The 17174-nt window shown below is 66.2% G+C and carries 10 protein-coding genes; 4 read left to right on the top strand and 6 right to left on the bottom strand.

Features of this window, described 5'->3' with window-relative positions; all coding sequences use genetic code 11:
• The first annotated feature begins 189 nt into the window (after nt 1-189).
• A complete protein-coding gene (gene putA / locus B0E48_RS15375) occupies nt 190-3345 on the top strand; it encodes a bifunctional proline dehydrogenase/L-glutamate gamma-semialdehyde dehydrogenase PutA (RefSeq protein WP_077519028.1) in 3156 nt (1051 codons plus the stop codon).
• A 101-nt stretch (nt 3346-3446) separates the two neighbouring features.
• Nucleotides 3447-4859, top strand: a complete 1413-nt coding sequence (locus tag B0E48_RS15370) for a coniferyl aldehyde dehydrogenase (protein ID WP_077519027.1) — start codon at nt 3447-3449, stop codon at nt 4857-4859.
• 100 nt (nt 4860-4959) lie between these two features.
• On the opposite strand, the gene B0E48_RS15365 is transcribed toward B0E48_RS15370, so the two are convergent.
• A complete protein-coding gene (locus tag B0E48_RS15365) occupies nt 4960-6390 on the bottom strand; it encodes an outer membrane protein transport protein (RefSeq protein ID WP_254423990.1) in 1431 nt (476 codons plus the stop codon).
• Nucleotides 6391-6681: 291 nt separating this feature from the next.
• Between B0E48_RS15365 and B0E48_RS15360 the strand changes: the two genes are divergently transcribed.
• On the top strand, nt 6682-6975 hold the full coding sequence (locus tag B0E48_RS15360) for a YcgL domain-containing protein (protein WP_077519179.1): 294 nt from the start codon (nt 6682-6684) through the stop codon (nt 6973-6975).
• Between the two features lie 89 nt (nt 6976-7064).
• Nucleotides 7065-10517 (top strand): ankyrin repeat domain-containing protein, encoded by a 3453-nt coding sequence (locus B0E48_RS15355; RefSeq protein ID WP_077519025.1) that lies wholly within the window; start codon nt 7065-7067, stop codon nt 10515-10517.
• Here the strand turns inward: B0E48_RS15355 and B0E48_RS15350 are convergent.
• From B0E48_RS15350 to bioD, 5 genes are all read right to left on the bottom strand, one after another.
• Entirely contained in the window at nt 10493-11623 is a 1131-nt protein-coding gene (locus B0E48_RS15350; protein ID WP_077519024.1) for a glycosyltransferase family 9 protein, read from the bottom strand. The genes B0E48_RS15355 and B0E48_RS15350 overlap by 25 nt on opposite strands.
• Nucleotides 11624-11690: 67 nt before the next feature.
• Nucleotides 11691-13520, bottom strand: a complete 1830-nt coding sequence (locus B0E48_RS15345; RefSeq protein ID WP_077519023.1) for a monovalent cation:proton antiporter-2 (CPA2) family protein — start codon at nt 13518-13520, stop codon at nt 11691-11693.
• A gap of 163 nt (nt 13521-13683) precedes the next feature.
• Nucleotides 13684-15894 carry a peptidyl-dipeptidase Dcp gene (dcp, locus tag B0E48_RS15340; protein WP_077519022.1) on the bottom strand — a complete coding sequence of 737 codons (2211 nt, stop codon included), beginning with the start codon at nt 15892-15894 and terminating at the stop codon, nt 13684-13686.
• 127 nt (nt 15895-16021) lie between these two features.
• Nucleotides 16022-16369, bottom strand: a complete 348-nt coding sequence (locus B0E48_RS15335; RefSeq protein ID WP_077519021.1) for a hypothetical protein — start codon at nt 16367-16369, stop codon at nt 16022-16024.
• Nucleotides 16370-16421: 52 nt separating this feature from the next.
• Complete coding sequence (gene bioD / locus B0E48_RS15330) at nt 16422-17099, bottom strand: dethiobiotin synthase (RefSeq protein ID WP_077519178.1); 678 nt, start codon at nt 17097-17099, stop codon at nt 16422-16424.
• Nucleotides 17100-17174: the final 75 nt, after the last annotated feature.

Below are 17174 nucleotides of genomic sequence, written 5' to 3'. Positions count from 1 at the left end.
TGTCGCACCCATCGAACCCGGATGGTGCCGCCAATTCGCGCTGGCCGGCACCCCAACGACACACTTGGCAAGCAGTCCGAACCGCCGCCGGAGCGCCGGCAAACGCTTCGGTTCGTGCACCCTGTGCGCTGTGTCCGGCGTACAATTCCGCGTTTACCCACCGTCCCTGCAACCGCACCGGCTTCCCCTGTGACCCAACCCATCCTCAGCCCCGAACTCCCCGCCGGCGCCGGGCCAGCCCGCGCGCGCATCACCGCCGCCTGGTTGCGCGACGAAACCGAAGCGGTCAACGACCTGCTCGCCCAGGCCACCCTGCCGCCGGTCGAACGCGAAAAGGTGATCGACCTCGCCGCCGAGCTGGTCAGCCGGGTGCGCTTGCGCGCCAAGGACCAGAGCGCGGTCGAATCTTTCATGCGCCAGTACGATCTCTCCTCCGAAGAGGGCGTGCTGCTTATGTGCGTGGCCGAAGCCTTGCTGCGCATTCCGGACAAGGCCACCGCCGACAAGCTGATCCGCGACAAGCTGGGCGATGCGGACTGGAAGAAGCACCTGGGCCAGAGCGAGTCGCTGTTCGTCAACGCCTCGACCTGGGGCCTGATGCTCACCGGACATCTGGTGAATCTCGCCGAAGACACCCGCCACGATTTCACCGGCGCACTGAAGCGGCTGGTCGGCCGTGCCGGCGAACCGGCGATCCGCCTCGCCGTGCGTCAGGCGATGCGCATCATGGGCCACCAGTTCGTGATGGGACAGACCATCGACGAGGCACTGGATCGCTGCGCGAAGAAGGAATACGCGGTCTACCGCTATTCCTACGACATGCTGGGCGAGTCCGCGCTGACCAGCGAGACCGCCGAGCGCTATCAGCAGGATTACCGCAATGCGATCGCCGCGATCGGTGCACGCGGCCCGTTCGCGAACCATACCGACGCGCCGTCGATCTCCGTGAAGCTGTCCGCGCTGCATCCACGCTACGAAGTGGCCAAGCGCGAACTCGCCCATCGCCAGCTCAGCGAGAAACTGCTGGAGCTGTCGCAGCTGGCAATGAAATACGGCATCGCGTTGTCGGTGGACGCCGAAGAGGCCGAACGCCTTGAGCTGTCGCTGGACATCATCGGCGACGTGTTCGCGCATCCCTCGCTGCAAGGCTGGAACGGTCTCGGCATCGTGGTACAGGCCTACGCCAAGCGCACCCCGTTCGTGATCGACTGGTTGATCGAGACCGCACGCGCCGCCAATCGTCGCTGGTACGTGCGCCTGGTCAAGGGCGCCTACTGGGATGCCGAGATCAAGCGCGCGCAGGAAAACGGCCTGGCCGGTTATCCGGTGTATACGCGCAAGCCGAACACCGACGTGTCCTACCTGGCCTGCGCCCGCCGTCTTTTCAACGCCGGCGTCGAACTGATCTACCCGCAATTCGCCACGCATAACGCGCACTCGATCGCCGCCGTGCATCACGTCGCGCAGGGTCGTCCGTACGAGTACCAGCGCCTGCACGGCATGGGTACCGACCTGTATGCCGAAGTGATCGGTCCGCAGAACTTGAACGTGCCCTGCCGCGTGTATGCGCCGGTCGGCACACACGAAGATCTGCTGCCGTACCTGGTGCGGCGCCTGCTCGAAAACGGCGCCAACACCAGCTTCGTCAACCGCGTCGTCGACGAGAGCGTGCCGGTGCGCACCCTGGTCGCCGACCCGTGCGAAACCGTGCGCGGCTTCGCCTCCATTCCGCACCCGCGCATCCCGCTGCCGGTGAATCTCTACGGTGAACTTCGGAAGAATTCCATGGGCGTCAACTTCTCCAACGACAACGAACTGAAAGCGATGGCCGACGCGGTCGCCGCCAACGCTGGCCCATGGACCGCGGCACCGCTGGTCCCGGGCGCCAACGCCAACGGCCCGACCGTGCAGGTGACCAACCCGGCCGACCGCCGCCAAAGCGTGGGCAGCTACGTCAGCGCCGACAGCGCCACCGTCGACAAAGCGCTGAGCAACGCGGTCGCCGCGCAGTTCGGCTGGGATCGCCTGCCCGCGGCCAGCCGCGCCGCGATCCTCGAACACGCTGCCGAGCAGCTCGAAGCGCATCGCGGCGAGTTCATCGCACTGTGCGTGCGCGAAGCCGGCAAGAGCCTGCCCGACGCGATCGCCGAGATCCGCGAGGCGGCCGACTTCCTGCGCTACTACGCCACCATGGCGCGCCGCCTGTTCGGTCAGCCCGAGCAGTTGCCCGGCCCAACCGGCGAGAGCAACCAGTTGTTCCTCAACGGCCGCGGCGTGTTCGTCTGCATCAGCCCGTGGAATTTCCCGCTGGCGATCTTCCTCGGCCAGGTCAGCGCCGCGCTCGCCGCCGGCAATGCCGTTATCGCCAAACCGGCCGAGCAGACCTCGCTGATCGGCTATGCCGCGATCAAGCTGCTGCACGATGCCGGCGTGCCCGCCGACGTGCTGCAGTATCTGCCGGGCGACGGCGCCACCGTCGGCGCCGCACTGACCCGTGATCCGCGCGTCGCCGGCGTCGCCTTCACCGGCTCCACCGAGACCGCCTGGGCGATCAATCGCGCCCTCGCTGCGCGCAATGCGTCGATAGCCGCGCTGATCGCCGAGACCGGCGGCCAGAACGCGATGATCGCCGACTCCTCCGCGCTGCCCGAACAGATCGTCAAGGATGTAATCGCCTCCGCGTTCCAGTCCGCCGGACAGCGCTGCTCCGCCGCCCGCGTGCTGTTCGTGCAGGAAGACATCGCCGACAAGGTCTGCGCGATGCTCGCCGGTGCGATGGGCGAGCTGAAGGTGGGTGACCCGGGCCAGCTGTCCACCGACGTCGGCCCGGTGATCGACGAGGACGCGAAGAAGATCCTGGTCGAGCACGCAGCGCGCATGGACAAGGAAGCGAAGAAGATCGGCGAAGTGAAGCTCGATCCGGCGCTTACCGCCAACGGCACCTTCTTCGCCCCGCGCGCCTACGAGATCCCGTCGCTTGCCACGCTGACTCGCGAAGTGTTCGGCCCGGTGCTGCACGTGATCCGCTGGAAGGGCAGCGAGCTGAAGCAGGTGGTCGACCAGATCAACGCCACCGGCTACGGCCTCACCCTCGGCATCCACAGCCGCATCAATGACACCGTCGATTACATCGCCAGCCACGCCCGCGTCGGCAACTGCTACGTCAACCGCAACCAGATCGGCGCGGTGGTCGGCGTGCAGCCGTTCGGCGGCGAGAACCTGTCCGGCACCGGCCCCAAGGCGGGCGGCCCGCACTACCTGCTGCGCTTCGCCGGCGAGCGCACGCTCACCATCAACACCACCGCCGCCGGCGGCAACGCCTCGCTGCTGACGATCGGCGAGTAAGCGACCCGAGCCGAGCCGTCGGTGCGGGTCATGGACGACTCGCCACACCGTCCGGATGGCCGGTGTGCTATGGATAGGCTCTACGGTTTATCGAGAGCCCGATGAGCACCCCCGACCCGAATCTCACTGCAAGCCTGCAACGCATGCGCACCGCGCATGCGGCTGATCCGATGCCCACCTGGGATGCGCGCGCGAAGCGGTTGCGTGCGCTGGATACGATGCTGCGCGAGCAGCGTAGCGCCTTCGCGGCTGCGATTTCGGCCGACTTCGGCCAGCGTCCGGCGGAAGAAACCGATCTGCTGGAATTCTTTCCCAGCCTCTCCGGCATCCGCCATGCGCTGCGCCATGGCCGTCGCTGGATGCGTCCACGGCGCTCGCTGGCCGGCCTCGCATTCCTGCCGGCACGCAATGCGCTGATACCGCAGCCGCTAGGTGTGATCGGCATCATCGTGCCGTGGAACTATCCGCTGTATCTGGCGATCGGCCCGCTGGTCGACGCACTGGTCGCCGGCAATCGTGCGATGGTCAAGATGAGCGAATACACGCCGCGCTTCTCGGCGCTGTTCGCCGAGCAGATGGCCCGCTATTTCCAGCCCGACGAGGTGCTGGTGGTCACCGGCGATGCCGAGGTGGCGCAGGCATTTTCCGCACTGTCGTTCGACCACCTGCTGTTCACCGGCTCCACCGCGGTGGGTCACCACGTGATGCGTGCGGCCGCCACGAACCTGACCCCGGTGACGCTGGAGCTGGGCGGCAAGTCGCCGGCGATCATCGGCCCCGGCGCGCGCTTCGATAAGGCGGTGGAACGCATCGTATTCGGCAAGCTGGTCAACGCCGGACAGACCTGCATCGCGCCGGACTACGTATTGCTGCCGCGCGCACGCGTGGCGGATTTCATCGACGCGGCCCGAAGCATGGTGACCAGGATGTATCCGCAGCTGGCGCAAAGCACGCAATACGCCAGCGTCGCTTCCGAGCGCCAGTACCAACGCCTGGTCGGATTGCGTGATGGCGCAGTAGCAGCAGGTGCGCAGGTGCATCCGCTGAGCGAGGCCACGGATGATCCGGCACGCCGCCTGCTGCCACCGCAACTGCTGAGCGAGGTCAATGACGGCATGGGCGTGATGCAGGAGGAGATCTTCGGCCCGCTGCTGCCATTGGTTCCCTACGATTCGCTGGACGAAGCGATCGCCTACGTAGCCGCCCATCCGCATCCGCTGGCGCTGTACCTGTTCGAGCAGGATCGGTCACTGATCGACAAGGTGCTGGCACGCACTGTTGCCGGCGGGGTCAGCCTCAACGACACGCTGTTTCACATCGCACAGCATGGCCTGCCGTTCGGCGGCGTCGGTGCCTCCGGCATGGGCGGCTATCACGGCGAAGCCGGCTTCCGCACGTTTTCGCATCTGAAACCGGTGTTCCGGCAGGCGCGCTTCAACGGTGTCGGCCTGCTCAATCCGCCCTACGGCGCGCGCTTCCGCCGCATGCTGGGGTTGCTGCTCAAGCGTGGCTGAACACGGGCCACCGCGCCGGGCCTGATCGCACAAAAAAACCTCCCCGCTTGCGCGGGGAGGTTTTCGTTCGGACGTCCGTTTCGTGTTGCCGCAATTAGAACTAGAACTTGTACTGCGCCGACAGGCTCAGCAGGTTGCCGTAGTCATTGGAATAACCGGACAACGTATCGAGGGTGGCACTTTCCGCGCCATTGATGGCCGCCTTGTTGACGAAAATATGCGCGTAGGACGCATTGATCTCGAAATGCTGGCTGAGCTTGTAGCCGATGCCGACCGTGGCGAGTTTGCGCGTTTCGTCAGGCACACGCGGCTCGCGGTATGCAGCCGTGGTTGGCGTGGTGTCGAGGCCCACGCCAGCGCGCAGGGTGAGCTGGTCGTTGAGGTAGTACTCACCGCCGAGCGAGACATACCAGCTGTTGTGCCAGTTGAAGGCCTGCGTGCTGGTGGGCTGGGCCGGATTCGCGTAGGTCACCTGCAACTGCTTGAACAGATCCCACTGGGTCCAGGCCACATCCGCGCCAAAACCGTACTTCTCTTCCTGATGCCAGTAGCTCACGTCGGCCGTGGCGGGATTGGTGAAGTCGGCGGTACCGTTGGTGTGCGTGAACGGCATGCCGCCACCAAGCAGGGGCGCCACCGCCGGATTGGACAGCAGGGCGACGACATTGTCCGGCACCGTGAAATTGGCCGTGCCATGCAGCGTGTGCGAGATCTTCGAGCGGTAATCGAACGCCAGCTTGTCCTGCGTGGTCGGCTTCCAGTAGGCGCCCAGCTGCCAGCCATAGGCCCAGTTGTTGCCGGTGATACGGGCATAACCGTCCGAACCCGGCGGCACCACCGCGCCGACCTGTGCGGCCAGTGCCTGCGCCTGCGCCGGACTGATCTGGCCAGCCGCTGCCGCCTGCTGGATCAGGCCGAGGCCGACCGTGTTGTAGTTGATCGCATTGGTCAGCTCGGCGCTGGTCTTTTCCGCGATCACGCTGGCACCTAGACTGAACGTGTCGGTGACGTCGAAGGATGCCGAAAGGGTGGTATCCAGCGACTGGAACTTGGACTTGATCGTGTTGTAGCGACCGATCCAGTTCTGGTCGTATTGCGTCTGGAAGCCGAACGGCACATCGAACGAAGCACCCACGTGCACGCGATCGCTGACCTTGGTGGTGAAGAACAGCGCCGGCACTGGCAGCGTGGTGCCAGCGTCGCCGCCATTGCTACCGCTGATCGGGCGGCCAAACGCATCCGTGGCGGTGCCATGGAAGGTGGAGCCGAAATTGATCGCGGTCATGTCGGCTTGCAGATAGGTGCCGTTGAGATCGCTCATGGCCGCCGGATTGTTGGCGACCACCGAGGCATCATTGCCGGCGGTGACGGAGCCGGCATAGGCACGGCCCAGACCCGCCGCGCTGTTTTCCTTGAGCTGAAAGGCACTCGCACTGGCGGTGCTCGGTGCAACCAGGGCACCGACAATGGCCACGCTCAACGTGGCAAACGCAAGCGGGCGGGCGGCGCCCGCAAGGGTACGGAAAGACATGTGCATCGATTGCTCCTGCTTATAGGTAGTGCGTATCGGGTAGGTAGCCGGGGTGGCGCAAGGCAAAATTCATACGCGCGTTTGAAGCCCGTGAGCGGCACTTTGCCCGCTCGCCCAAAGTGTTGCAAGTGCTTGCGCAGCAATGACAAGAAGCGTCGATGGACATCAGGCCGGGTGGTACGGGCCGATCAGTGCCGGCAGATCAGCATGGCAGGCAAGTGAGCGGCCGCACTGCTACCCTCATCGACTTCCCGGGCATCCGTCCCTCCTCAAGCCTGTTCGGTGATCGCCATGCCATGTTTTGTCTATGCGAGTCTGCGCAAGAATGACAGTTACCTGTGGCTGGCGCAGCGCGACGCATTCGATGTGTTGCCCGAGTCGCTGCTGCTGCTGCTGGGTGAACTGCGCTTCGTGATGGAGGTGCAGCTGGACGCGCAACGCAAGTTGCCGAATGAAGATACCGCGCAGGTACTCGAGCACCTGCGCACGCAGGGCTGGCACCTTCAGCTGCCGCCACAGGAAACGCTGGCGGCGGCCAACCACCTCGCCTATACGCATTCTCCGCGGGACGGCCGGGACGAGTGAGTCGCACATCATCAACTGCGCGCGCGATAAACCCTCGGCGTTAACACTTGGTTACCGTCTGCACATCCAACGATTTCTATACTGTCGCCATGACCCCACCCAAATCGCGCCGCCGCCCTCCTCTCGTGCAAGCTCTTGCCTGGTTCATCCCCGGTCTGGTCGCCGTCGCAGCCGCTGGATTGACCACCCATCCGCTGACCCTGATTCCGTTGCTGCTGGCCAATGCGCTGACCATGGCGGCCATCTGCCATGCGATAGGTTTCGACCCGGAGCCGCATTTCGGCCGTACCGTGCTGCGCCGCGGCGCCGCGCATCTGGTGATGTTCACAGGCTACACCGCCCTGGTGTTCGTACTCGTCGCGTGGCCGATGCTGCAGCTGAGTCAGACACCCAGCCTCGGTGCAGTACTGCTGCTGGCGGCCGCATTGGTGCTGGCGTTGGCAGCGTTGTGGCGTTTATGGCCCGCGTTCGGGCTGGTCTTCGTATGGGACGATGCTTATCCGAGCCAGCGCGATGGCTCATGGATTTTCACCGCGACCCTGCGCAGCATCGCGTTTGGTCGTCACCTGTCGCATGAAGAACGCTTCTTCAGCCACTTCCTGCCCTCTGCGCTAGCGCTGCTGGTGCTGGCGTTTGGCGCGATCGCGATGACCGGCCTGGTGGGCGTACTGCCGGCCGAACCGCGCATCGCTGCGCTGGCGCTGTATGGCATCGTGCTGCTGCCGCTGGGTTGTCTGGTCATCGCCAATCGCACGCTGCGCGCGCTGCTGTTCGAGCGGTATGAGCCGCGTCGACGTAGCGACCAGGCAGCGATGTCAACGAATGCTGCTTCCAGTGTTCCACGGCCTGTGTTGAGCGAGCAGGAGCGGACTGCGGGCACGCCCGAACAGGCCGCGGCGTTGCTGGCTGCCACCCGTGACGGCGACATCGAGCGTGCCCTCGCTCTGCTCGAGGCCGGTGCCGACCCCAATACCGTACCTGCCACCGAAGATCGCGACCAGCGCCCGGTGCTGATGCTGGCCGCCTTGCTGCCCGATACGCGGCTGCTTCGTGCACTGATCGCCAAGGGTGCCGACGTAAATCGCGCCAGCGGCGGCCTCACACCGTTGCTGGCCGCCACTCGCGACAGCTGGCACGGTCGTGCCGAGGCGGTGCTGACCCTGCTCGCCAACGGTGCCAGCCCGCTGGCCACCGACGCCGACGGCAACACCGCGCTGCATGGCGCGGTGCTCAGCGCCGAGCCGGGCGTGGCGGCGATGCTGCTGGATGCCGCTGCGCCGATCAATGCCTTGAACCAGGCCGGCATCAGTCCGCTGGCGACCGCCTGCCGTGCCGCCAACTGGCCGCTGGCGAAGTTCCTGCTGGAACATGGCGCCAAGCCGACGCCGGCCGAGGGCGAACCGGCGCTGGTTGCCGCCGCCGGCATCGCCGACGACGACGCCAGCGGCGTCAAGTTGCTGCTCAAGCACCGCGCTGCCGTCAACGCGGTCGATGCACGTCATCGGCATGCGCTGTTGAGTGCCGCGGCCGAAGGCCACGAACAGATCGCCCGCGCGCTGTGCGCTGCCGGTGCCGACATCAACCTGACCGACCAGCACGGCAGCACCGCGCTGATGGAGGCGGCCCGCGCCGGCGCCGGCGGCATCGTGCAACTCTTGGCCGAGGCGCAGCCCGACGCGCGCGCGCGCGACCAGCACGGCCGCGACGCGCTTACCCTGGCCTGCCAGTCGCCACACGCGCAGGGCGGGACCGTGCGTGCGCTGCTCGCCCTGGGCGCCGAACCGAAAGCACCTGGCAGCGACGGCCGCAGCGCACTCGATCACGCCGCCGCCGGCGGACGCTGGGATCTGGTCGCCCTGCTCGATCCGGACACGCCGTTGCCCGCCAGTCTCAGCCAGGACCTGCTAGCCGAAGGCGCCGACACCCCGGCGCACCTGCTGGATGCGCTGCGCTTCGGGCATTGGGCGATCGTGTCGGGCTTTGCCGAACGTGTGCGCGAATGGTCACCAGCGCAGCTGGCGCAGTTGTATCTGGACCTGGCCACGCCGGGCCTCACCGCCGCGCGGCGCTGGCTGCTCGAGCACGGCCTCGATGCGGAGGCGCGGCTGGAAGCACCGCGGCGCGACGATGCCGAAACCGATGCCGCACCCACGCGGCCGCCACTCGGGATGCGTCTGTTCGATGCCTTGCTGGCGCAGCTGCCGAACTCGACCGAGGCACTCGACGACCTGCTGCAGGCCGGCGCCAGCCCGGCGGGTGCAGGCCTGCTGGCCCAGGCGCTGTCGCATCTGAACGGAGCCGCGCAAAGCGCCGCGTTGCCGTTGAACCTGCTCGAACGTGGTGCCGATCCGTTCGGTCCGGACGCGCGCGACCGCACGCCGCTGCATCTGGCTGTAGTCAACGCGCAGCTTGATCTGCTGCAGGCCCTGCTACTGCGCGGCTGCGATCCGAACACCCGCGACCGCGACGGCCGCACCCCGCTGTTTGCCGCGCTCGAGCATGGCGCGAAGGCATTGCCGCTGGTGCGCACGCTGATCGCCCACGGCGCGAATCCCGAAGCGGCCGACGCGAACGGTGAAACACCACTCGGACTGGCGCTGGAACATCCGGCGGTGGAGCGCTGGCTGGACTGGCGCGACTGGCAGCGACCCAGCCGCCCGCTGCGCGCCGGTGATCTCCCTGCCGCCGCCGCCGCCGGTGCACTGAGCACCGTACAGCGTCTTCTGGAGCTGGGTTTCGCGGTCGACACGCAGGACGAGCAAGGTGCCTCGGCGCTGCTGCGCGCCTGCGGCGCCGGCCATCGCGAGGTCGCCGCCTGCCTGCTCGATGCCGGCGCCAACTCCGTGCTGGCCGCGCATAGTGGCGTGACGCCGCTGGCCGCAGCGGTCGCCGCACGGCGCGAAACCCTGGTCGCCCTGCTGCTGGAACACCAGGTCGCCGCCGACCAGCGCCTGCCGAACGATGCCACCGCGCTGATGGTGGCCGCCGCGATGGGTTATCCGGAGATCGTCGAACAGTTGCTGGACGCCGGTGCCGAGGTCAACACGGTCGATGCCGGCGGTCGCAACGCGTTGCATGCCGCCGCGCAATTCGGCTTCGAACACAGCGACAGCCTGCGCGCACGCCGGCTGTTCGATGGCCTGCTCAAGCACGGCGCCGACATCAACCATGCGGACAACGAAGGCAAGACTCCGCTGCTGCTGCTGCTGGGCGCGCAACTGCGGCCCGGCAGCGATTGCGATGCCACCCATATCGGCGCGCTGGTGCCCTTGCTGCTGGAAGCCGGCGCCAAGGTCGAACACGCCGACCAGCGCGGCGTCACCGCGCTGCACGCCTGCGCCATGCATGCCCTGCTGCCGCCGGCGCGCGTGCTGCTGTCGCGTGGTGCCGATCGCGCGGCTGCCGATGCGTTTGGCCGCACCGCCGCCGACGTGGCGCGCCAGCTGGGCTATATCGATATCGCGCACGAACTGGCTGCCCGCAGCAGTGCGATCCCGAGCGTGCGGCAGACCTTGCGTCAGCCGGCGCAGCCAGCCGAGTAGGCGCTCGCCTCGGCAACGTTTTCGGCAGCGACGGCTACCGCGCTGCGCCGTCGCAGTGAGCGCCAGGCGTGCACTACCTGTGCGGTTTCGATCTCGTCCACCCGCCGAATCGCCGGCAGGCCGCCGAGAACCACCACGTCACTGCCGGAGCCGCTGCGCGGCGTCCACAATTCGGGCTCGCGGGCACCCATCAGCACCACCAGCGGGCAGCCCATGGCAGCGGCCAGATGGCCCGGTCCGGTGTCCACCGAGATCATGCTGTGAGCGATCTCCAGCAGGGCCTTCAGACGGCCGATCGGCAAGATGGCGGCCTCGATCCGCGGCGACACCGTATCGGTGACCGCCAGCAGGGTATCCAGGTAGCCAGCCTCGGCCGGCGAACCGCAGAACAGCACCTGCGCCTGCGGCAATCGGTAGCTGATGCTGCGCGCCAACGCCGCCCAGCGCTCGACCGGCCAGGACTTGTCGTCATCCTCGGCGGCACGCACGCCGTTCCAGCGCATGGTGCGTTTGTTCGCAGGCTGCAGCAGGACCAGCTGGCGCCCGCTCAGGCCTTGCGCACGCAGCCAGGCATCGCGGTCGGCGCGCTCGGCCGCGCTGGTACGCAACAGCGGCGCCGCTGGAACCGGGGACGTCAGCGGCACGCTGCTGGCGCTGAATGCGGCCGGGGTGGTGTCGCCGAAACGCAGCAGCAAGTCCACCCAGTGCTCATGCTCGATCAACGGAATGTCTTCGATGAACGTGCAATGCTCGGTCGGCACGCCGGCCAGCGCCAGCATCGGGCGCACCTTGGTGCGCGCACGCTCTACCGGCTCGCTGATGTAGAACGGTGCCCCACGCAGGCGTCGCAACGCCTGTGCCGCACGCCATCGCTGCGGACGCATCCAGATGGGTCCGTATTGCGAATCCAGCGGAATGCATCCGACCACTTCCGGCTGCGCCGAGTAGAGCGCTGGTGACCAGTCTCCCAACGCCAGCAACCGGCACGGCTGGCCATAACGCATATGCAGTTTATGCAACAGCGGCTGCAGCAGGATGGTGTCACCGAGGCGACCAAGACGGATCACGACGGGGCCGCTCGGCGCGGGGCTGGGAGTCGTAGGCATATCTCTCTCCAACGTCGGTCTCGTCAGCCGGTTGACGCAGCATGCGCCAGCACAGCGCAAACTGCACTCAGTCGGCGCCGCGCAGTGGCACGTCGCCAGCGCGCTGGCGCTCCCGCTCGGCATCGGGTTCGGCATCCGCCTCGAACAGCCGTTGCAGATCGACCAGCGCATCGCGGGTGCTCTGGATCAGCTTGGTTTCATCGTCATAGACCAGTGACTGCTTCCGGAGCAGATCCTCGTCATAGCGGCGGAACCGCTCCACCCGGTCGACCGCCAGCTCGTGCGACAAGCCCAGCGCCTCCAGCGTCTTGCGGGTCATCTTGAGGCTGGAATGGAACGTCTCGCGCACCGGATCGTCCACCCCGAGATCCATCAGGCGGAATACATGCTGGCGGTTGCGCGCGCGCGCGATGATCTTCAGGTGCGGGTACTGCCGCTTCACCAGCCGCGCGGTGCGCAGGTTCGCCTCCGGATCATCGGTCGCCAGCACGAACACCTCGGCCTTGTCCGCCTGCGCCGCACGCAGCAGCTCCGGCCGCGCCGGATCGCCGAAGAACAGGTTGCCCGTGCCGAAGCGGCGCGAGAAATCCACCTGCTCGGCCGAATGCTCCAGCGCCACGAACGGAATGCCCTGTGCACGCAACACGCGCGCGATGATCTGCCCGACCCGACCGAAACCGGCGATGATCACCCGCGGCGGCGCGGTATCGATGGTGTCGAACTCGCGCGTCGGCTTCTTCGGTTTCAGGTTCAGCGCTTTCGCCGCCAGCACCACCAGCAGTGGTGTCAGTGCCATCGTCAGGGTGATCGTCAGCACCAGCGCGTCGCGCTGACCGACGTCGATCAGACCTAGCTCCGCCGCCTGCCGCAGCACCACGAACGCAAATTCACCGCCACAGGCCAGCAGCACCAGCAGGCGCAGGGTGTCGGAACGATTGAGTCCGCCCAGCAAACGCCCCAACGGCCACAGCAAGATCCCTTTCAACAGCAACAGCGCCGCGACCAGGCCGAACACCAGGCCGGGCCGATGCAGCAGCAGCGACAGATCCATCGACATGCCGACACTGATGAAGAACAGGCCCAGCAGCAGTCCCTTGAACGGCTCGATGTTCGATTCCATCTCGTGCCGGTATTCCGAATCGGCCAGCAGCATGCCGGCAAGGAATGCACCCAGCGTCGCCGAGACCCCGGCCAGTTCCATCAACAGGGCGACACCCATCACCACCAGCAGCGCCGTGGCGGTGAACACCTCCACCGAATCGGCACGCGCCACGAAACGGAATACCGGTCGCAGCAGATAGCGACCACCGACCACCACGGCCACGATCACGCCTACCGTACGCCATACCGCCAGCAGATCGAAACTGTGCGTGCCTGCCGAGGCCAGCAACGGCAACGCGGCAATCAGCGGAATCGCCGCCAGATCCTGGAACAGCAAGACCGCAAACACCTGGCGACCGTAGGCCGAGCCGGCCTCCTTGCGCTCTGCCAGGATCTGCAGACCGAACGCCGTGGACGAGAGCGCCAGACTGCCGCCGACGATCGCCGCCGCGTTGCCGGACAGCCCGAACAGGTAGTACGCCACCGCGCCGATCGCCAGACTGCAACTCAGCACCTGCAGCAAGCCGGTACCGAACACCGAACGACGCATCACCCACAGCCGCTGCGGCGACAGCTCCAGCCCGATCACGAACAGCATCAGCACCACGCCGAACTCGGAGATCGTCGCGACCCCCTCGGTATCGCTGACCAGGCCCAGCAGTTGCGGCCCGATCACCACGCCGGCCAGCAGGTAGCCCAGCACCGAGCCCAGCCGGAAGCGCTTTGTCAACGGCACCGCGATCACCGTGGCGAGCAGGAACACCACCGCGGTCTGCAGGAAATGATGGCTGTCCATGCGTGCGCTACTCGTGTCGGGAGAGACCCGATTATTCCATGCGGGCACACTCCCTGCGGGCATCGCCGCCGATGCGCAGCGCCCGAAAAGAAACAGGCCCGCACATGGCGGGCCTGTTTGCAGCCAGGGAGCAGTCACGCTGCCCTGCGTACCTGCGTGCCGCTTACTTCTTCGGCGCGTCCTTCAGGCCGCGGTTGATCAGCATCGGCTCGATGCTCGGATCCTGGCCGCGCCAGTCCTTGTACAGCTTCGCCAGCTCTTCGGTGTTGCCGCGCGACAGGATCATCGCGCGGAAGCGGTCGCCGTTCTCGCGGGTCAGGCCACCGTGATCCTTGAAGCCGATGAAGGCATCGTCGGCCAGCATCTGCGTCCACAGGTAGGCGTAATAGCCGGCGGCGTAGCCGTTGCCCCAGATGTGCTGGAAGTAGCTGGAACGGTAGCGCGGCGGCACGTAGCTGAGGTCGATGCCGTCCTTCTTGAGCGCGGCCGTTTCGAACTGGTCGGCATCCTGCAGCGGCGCATCGGCACCGAGCATGTGCCAGTTCATGTCGAGCAGGGCGGCGGCCGTCAGCTCGGTCATGCCGTAGCCCGAGTTGAACTTGCCGGCCTTCTTCATCTTGTCGACCAGGGCCTGCGGCATCGGCTCGGCGGTCTTGTAGTTCTTCGCGTAGTTGGCGAACACCTTCGGATCGGTGGCCCAGTGCTCGTTGAACTGCGACGGGAACTCGACGAAGTCACGCGCGGTGGCGGTACCGGACAGGGTCGGGTACTGCTCGTCGGCGAGCATGCCGTGCAAGGCATGGCCGAACTCGTGGAACATCGTGATCACGTCGTCGAACGACAGCAGTGCCGGCTGGCCGGCGGCCGGCTTGCTGAAGTTGGCGACGTTGTAGATCACCGGCTTGGTGCCGAGCAGCTTGGACTGGGCGACCATGTTGTCCATCCAGGCGCCGCCATTCTTGTTGTCGCGCTTGAAGTAGTCGCAATAGAACAGCGCCATCGAGGTGCCATCCTTGTCGAATACCTCGAACACGCGCACGTCGGGCTGGTACACCGGGATGTCGTGGCGTTCCTTGAAGGTCAACCCGTACAGCTGGTTGGCGGCGTAGAACACGCCGTTCTGCAGCACGTTGTCGAGTTCGAAATACGGCTTGATCTGGCCTTCATCGAGGTCGTACTTCGCCTTGCGCACCTGTTCGGCGTAGTAGTTCCAGTCCCATGGCGCCAGCTTGAAGCTGGGCTGCTTGAGCGCGGCCTGGTCCTTGTCGATCTGCGCCTGGATGTCGATGGACTCCTTCTTCGCGCGGGCCACCGCGGCCGGTGCCAGCTTGTCCATGAAGGTCATCGCCGTTTCCGGCGTCTTCGCCATCTGGTCATCCAGCTTCCATGCCGCGTAGTTCGGGAAGCCGATCAACTTGGCCTGCTCGGCACGCAGCTGCGCCAGCCGCTCGATGATCTTGCGGGTGTCGTTGGTGTCGCCCTTCTCGGCACGGTTCCACGAGGCCTCGAACAGCGCCTGGCGGGTATCGCGGTCGCTCAGGTCCTGCAGCTCGGGTTGCTGGGTGGTGTTCTGCAGCGTCAACACGTACTTGCCGTCCAGCTTGCGATCTTTTGCAGCCTGCTCGGCGGCAGCGATCTCGGCATCGGACAGGCCGGCCAGCTTGGCCTTGTCATCGATCACCAGCGCAGCGTTCTTGGTCGCGGCCAGCAGCTTGTTGGTGAACGACGTGCTGAGCGTGGACTCTTCCTTGTTGAGGTCTTTCAGCTTGGCCTTGTCGGCATCGGACAACTTGGCGCCGGCATGCACGAAGTTCTTGTAGACCACCTCGACCAGGCGCGCTGATTCCGGATCGAGCTTGAGCGTGTCGCGCTGGTTGTAGACCGCCTCGACGCGCTGGAACAGCTTGCTGTTGAGGTAGATCGCGTCTTCATGCGCGGCCAGCTTGGGTGCCTCGTCTTCCTGCACCTTCTGCAAGGCGTCGTCGGTGTTGGCGCCGGTCACGGCTCCGAATACCGCCATCACGCGATTCAGCATGACGCCGGATTTCTCCATCGCCACATACGTGTTCTCGAACGTCGGCGCGTCCGGGTTGTCGGCAATCTTCTCGATCTCGGCCAGCTGCTGCTTCATGCCCTCTTCGATCGCCGGCTGGTAATCGGTGTCATGGATCTTGTCGAACGGCGCCGCCTGGAACGGCAGCGTGCTGGCGTTGAAGAACGGGTTGCTGGTCATGGCGGTGGCGGCCGGTGCGGCGCTGCTGGCGGGAGCCGCGGAGGCGGTCGTCGCGGGTGAGGTGGCGGCCCCGTTCGGCTGCTGCGAACAGGCGGCGAGGGCCATCGTGGTGGCAATCACAATCAAGCGGAGACGAAACATCTGGCTACCCCAAGTGGCGCGTCCATGGTCGGACACAGTAAGTCGGAACTTCCGACTGTACCCAGTCCCGGGCGGTTTCTCCAAGCCCACAAGTCATGCCGGCGATGCCCTGGTTCAGACAGTCCGTTCAGGCAGCCCGCATGTCGCGCAGCTGCCACGCCGCGCCGATCAGCAGATACAAGCGATGCCGTACCACGCTCATCGGCAGGTCGGTCACCAGATCGACCTCGGTATGCAGGTCGGCGACCCTGGCGCTCACTTGCGCCACGGGATCGGTGGCACCCAGCGCCGTATCCACCGCATCTGGGTCCGGTTGTGCCCCACGCCAGCGCTGGAACAGGTCGTCGTCGCGCAACGCCTGCTGCAACGCAGCGGCGAAATCGTTCGGGCCGGCGCCGTCATAGGCAAAGCGCGGATCGGCGCCGCGCGCATGCGCCAGATCGGCGATCGAAAGGTAGTAGTGATTGCGGGTCATATGGCCTCCGGCGATGGGAATCCACGCCATCCAAGCACAGCGGATGTGAAGTTCAGTCCAAGGCCGCCACGGCCGCATGCAGGTACACGGCTGCCACCGCTGGCGCCACGCCATGCGGCAGCACGCCGAGGCATGGCGCCGGCAGCAGTTCGCCCAAGGTCGCCAGGTTTTCTTCCAGCGCAGCCATGTGCGGATCGATATGGTTGCCGATCCAGCCGAGCAGCCGGCAACCGTCCGCCTCGATCGCCCGCGCACTGAGCAGCGCATGGTTGAGGCAACCCAGCCGCAGCCCGACCACCAGGATCACCGGCAACTGCCATTGCTTCGGGATATCCGCCGCGAACAGTTGCGGCGCAAGCGGCACCAGCCAGCCGCCGACGCCTTCGACCACTACGCGTTGATGGCTGCCAGTCAGTTGCTCGAACGCCCGGCGCAGCGGCAGCAGTGAAATTTCCACGCCATCATGCGCAGCCGCCAGATGCGGCGACAACGGATCGCGCAGCGCGACCGGATTGATCAGCGAATACGGCAACACCGCGCTGCCGGCTTCCTGCAATGCCAGCGCATCGTCATTGCGCAAGCCCTCCGGCGTGCCCACGCAACCGCTGGCCACCGGCTTCATGCCGCAGGCCGTGTGGCCGGCGGCACGCAACGCATGCAGCAGCGTGCACGCTGCGTGGGTCTTGCCGATGCCGGTATCGGTGCCGGCGATGAAGACACTGCAGTTGATCTCGGACAAGTCCAATCCCATGTCGGATGAGGTTTCATGGCGATCCGTTCCATCCATCGCCATTCACATGCCTGG

The sequence above is a fragment of the Rhodanobacter sp. C03 genome (assembly GCF_002001175.1).
Classification (GTDB): domain Bacteria; phylum Pseudomonadota; class Gammaproteobacteria; order Xanthomonadales; family Rhodanobacteraceae; genus Rhodanobacter.
This window is presented reverse-complemented; position numbering and strand designations above follow the sequence as displayed.

Coding starts and splice junctions, on each gene's coding strand:
- B0E48_RS15370 (WP_077519027.1), top strand. CDS start 3,447: ATGAGCACCCCCGACCCGAATCTCACTGCAAGCCTGCAACGCATGCGC.
- B0E48_RS15365 (WP_254423990.1), bottom strand. CDS start 6,390: ATGTCTTTCCGTACCCTTGCGGGCGCCGCCCGCCCGCTTGCGTTTGCC.
- B0E48_RS15360 (WP_077519179.1), top strand. CDS start 6,682: ATGCCATGTTTTGTCTATGCGAGTCTGCGCAAGAATGACAGTTACCTG.
- B0E48_RS15355 (WP_077519025.1), top strand. CDS start 7,065: ATGACCCCACCCAAATCGCGCCGCCGCCCTCCTCTCGTGCAAGCTCTT.
- B0E48_RS15350 (WP_077519024.1), bottom strand. CDS start 11,623: ATGCCTACGACTCCCAGCCCCGCGCCGAGCGGCCCCGTCGTGATCCGT.
- B0E48_RS15345 (WP_077519023.1), bottom strand. CDS start 13,520: ATGGACAGCCATCATTTCCTGCAGACCGCGGTGGTGTTCCTGCTCGCC.
- dcp (WP_077519022.1), bottom strand. CDS start 15,894: ATGTTTCGTCTCCGCTTGATTGTGATTGCCACCACGATGGCCCTCGCC.
- B0E48_RS15335 (WP_077519021.1), bottom strand. CDS start 16,369: ATGACCCGCAATCACTACTACCTTTCGATCGCCGATCTGGCGCATGCG.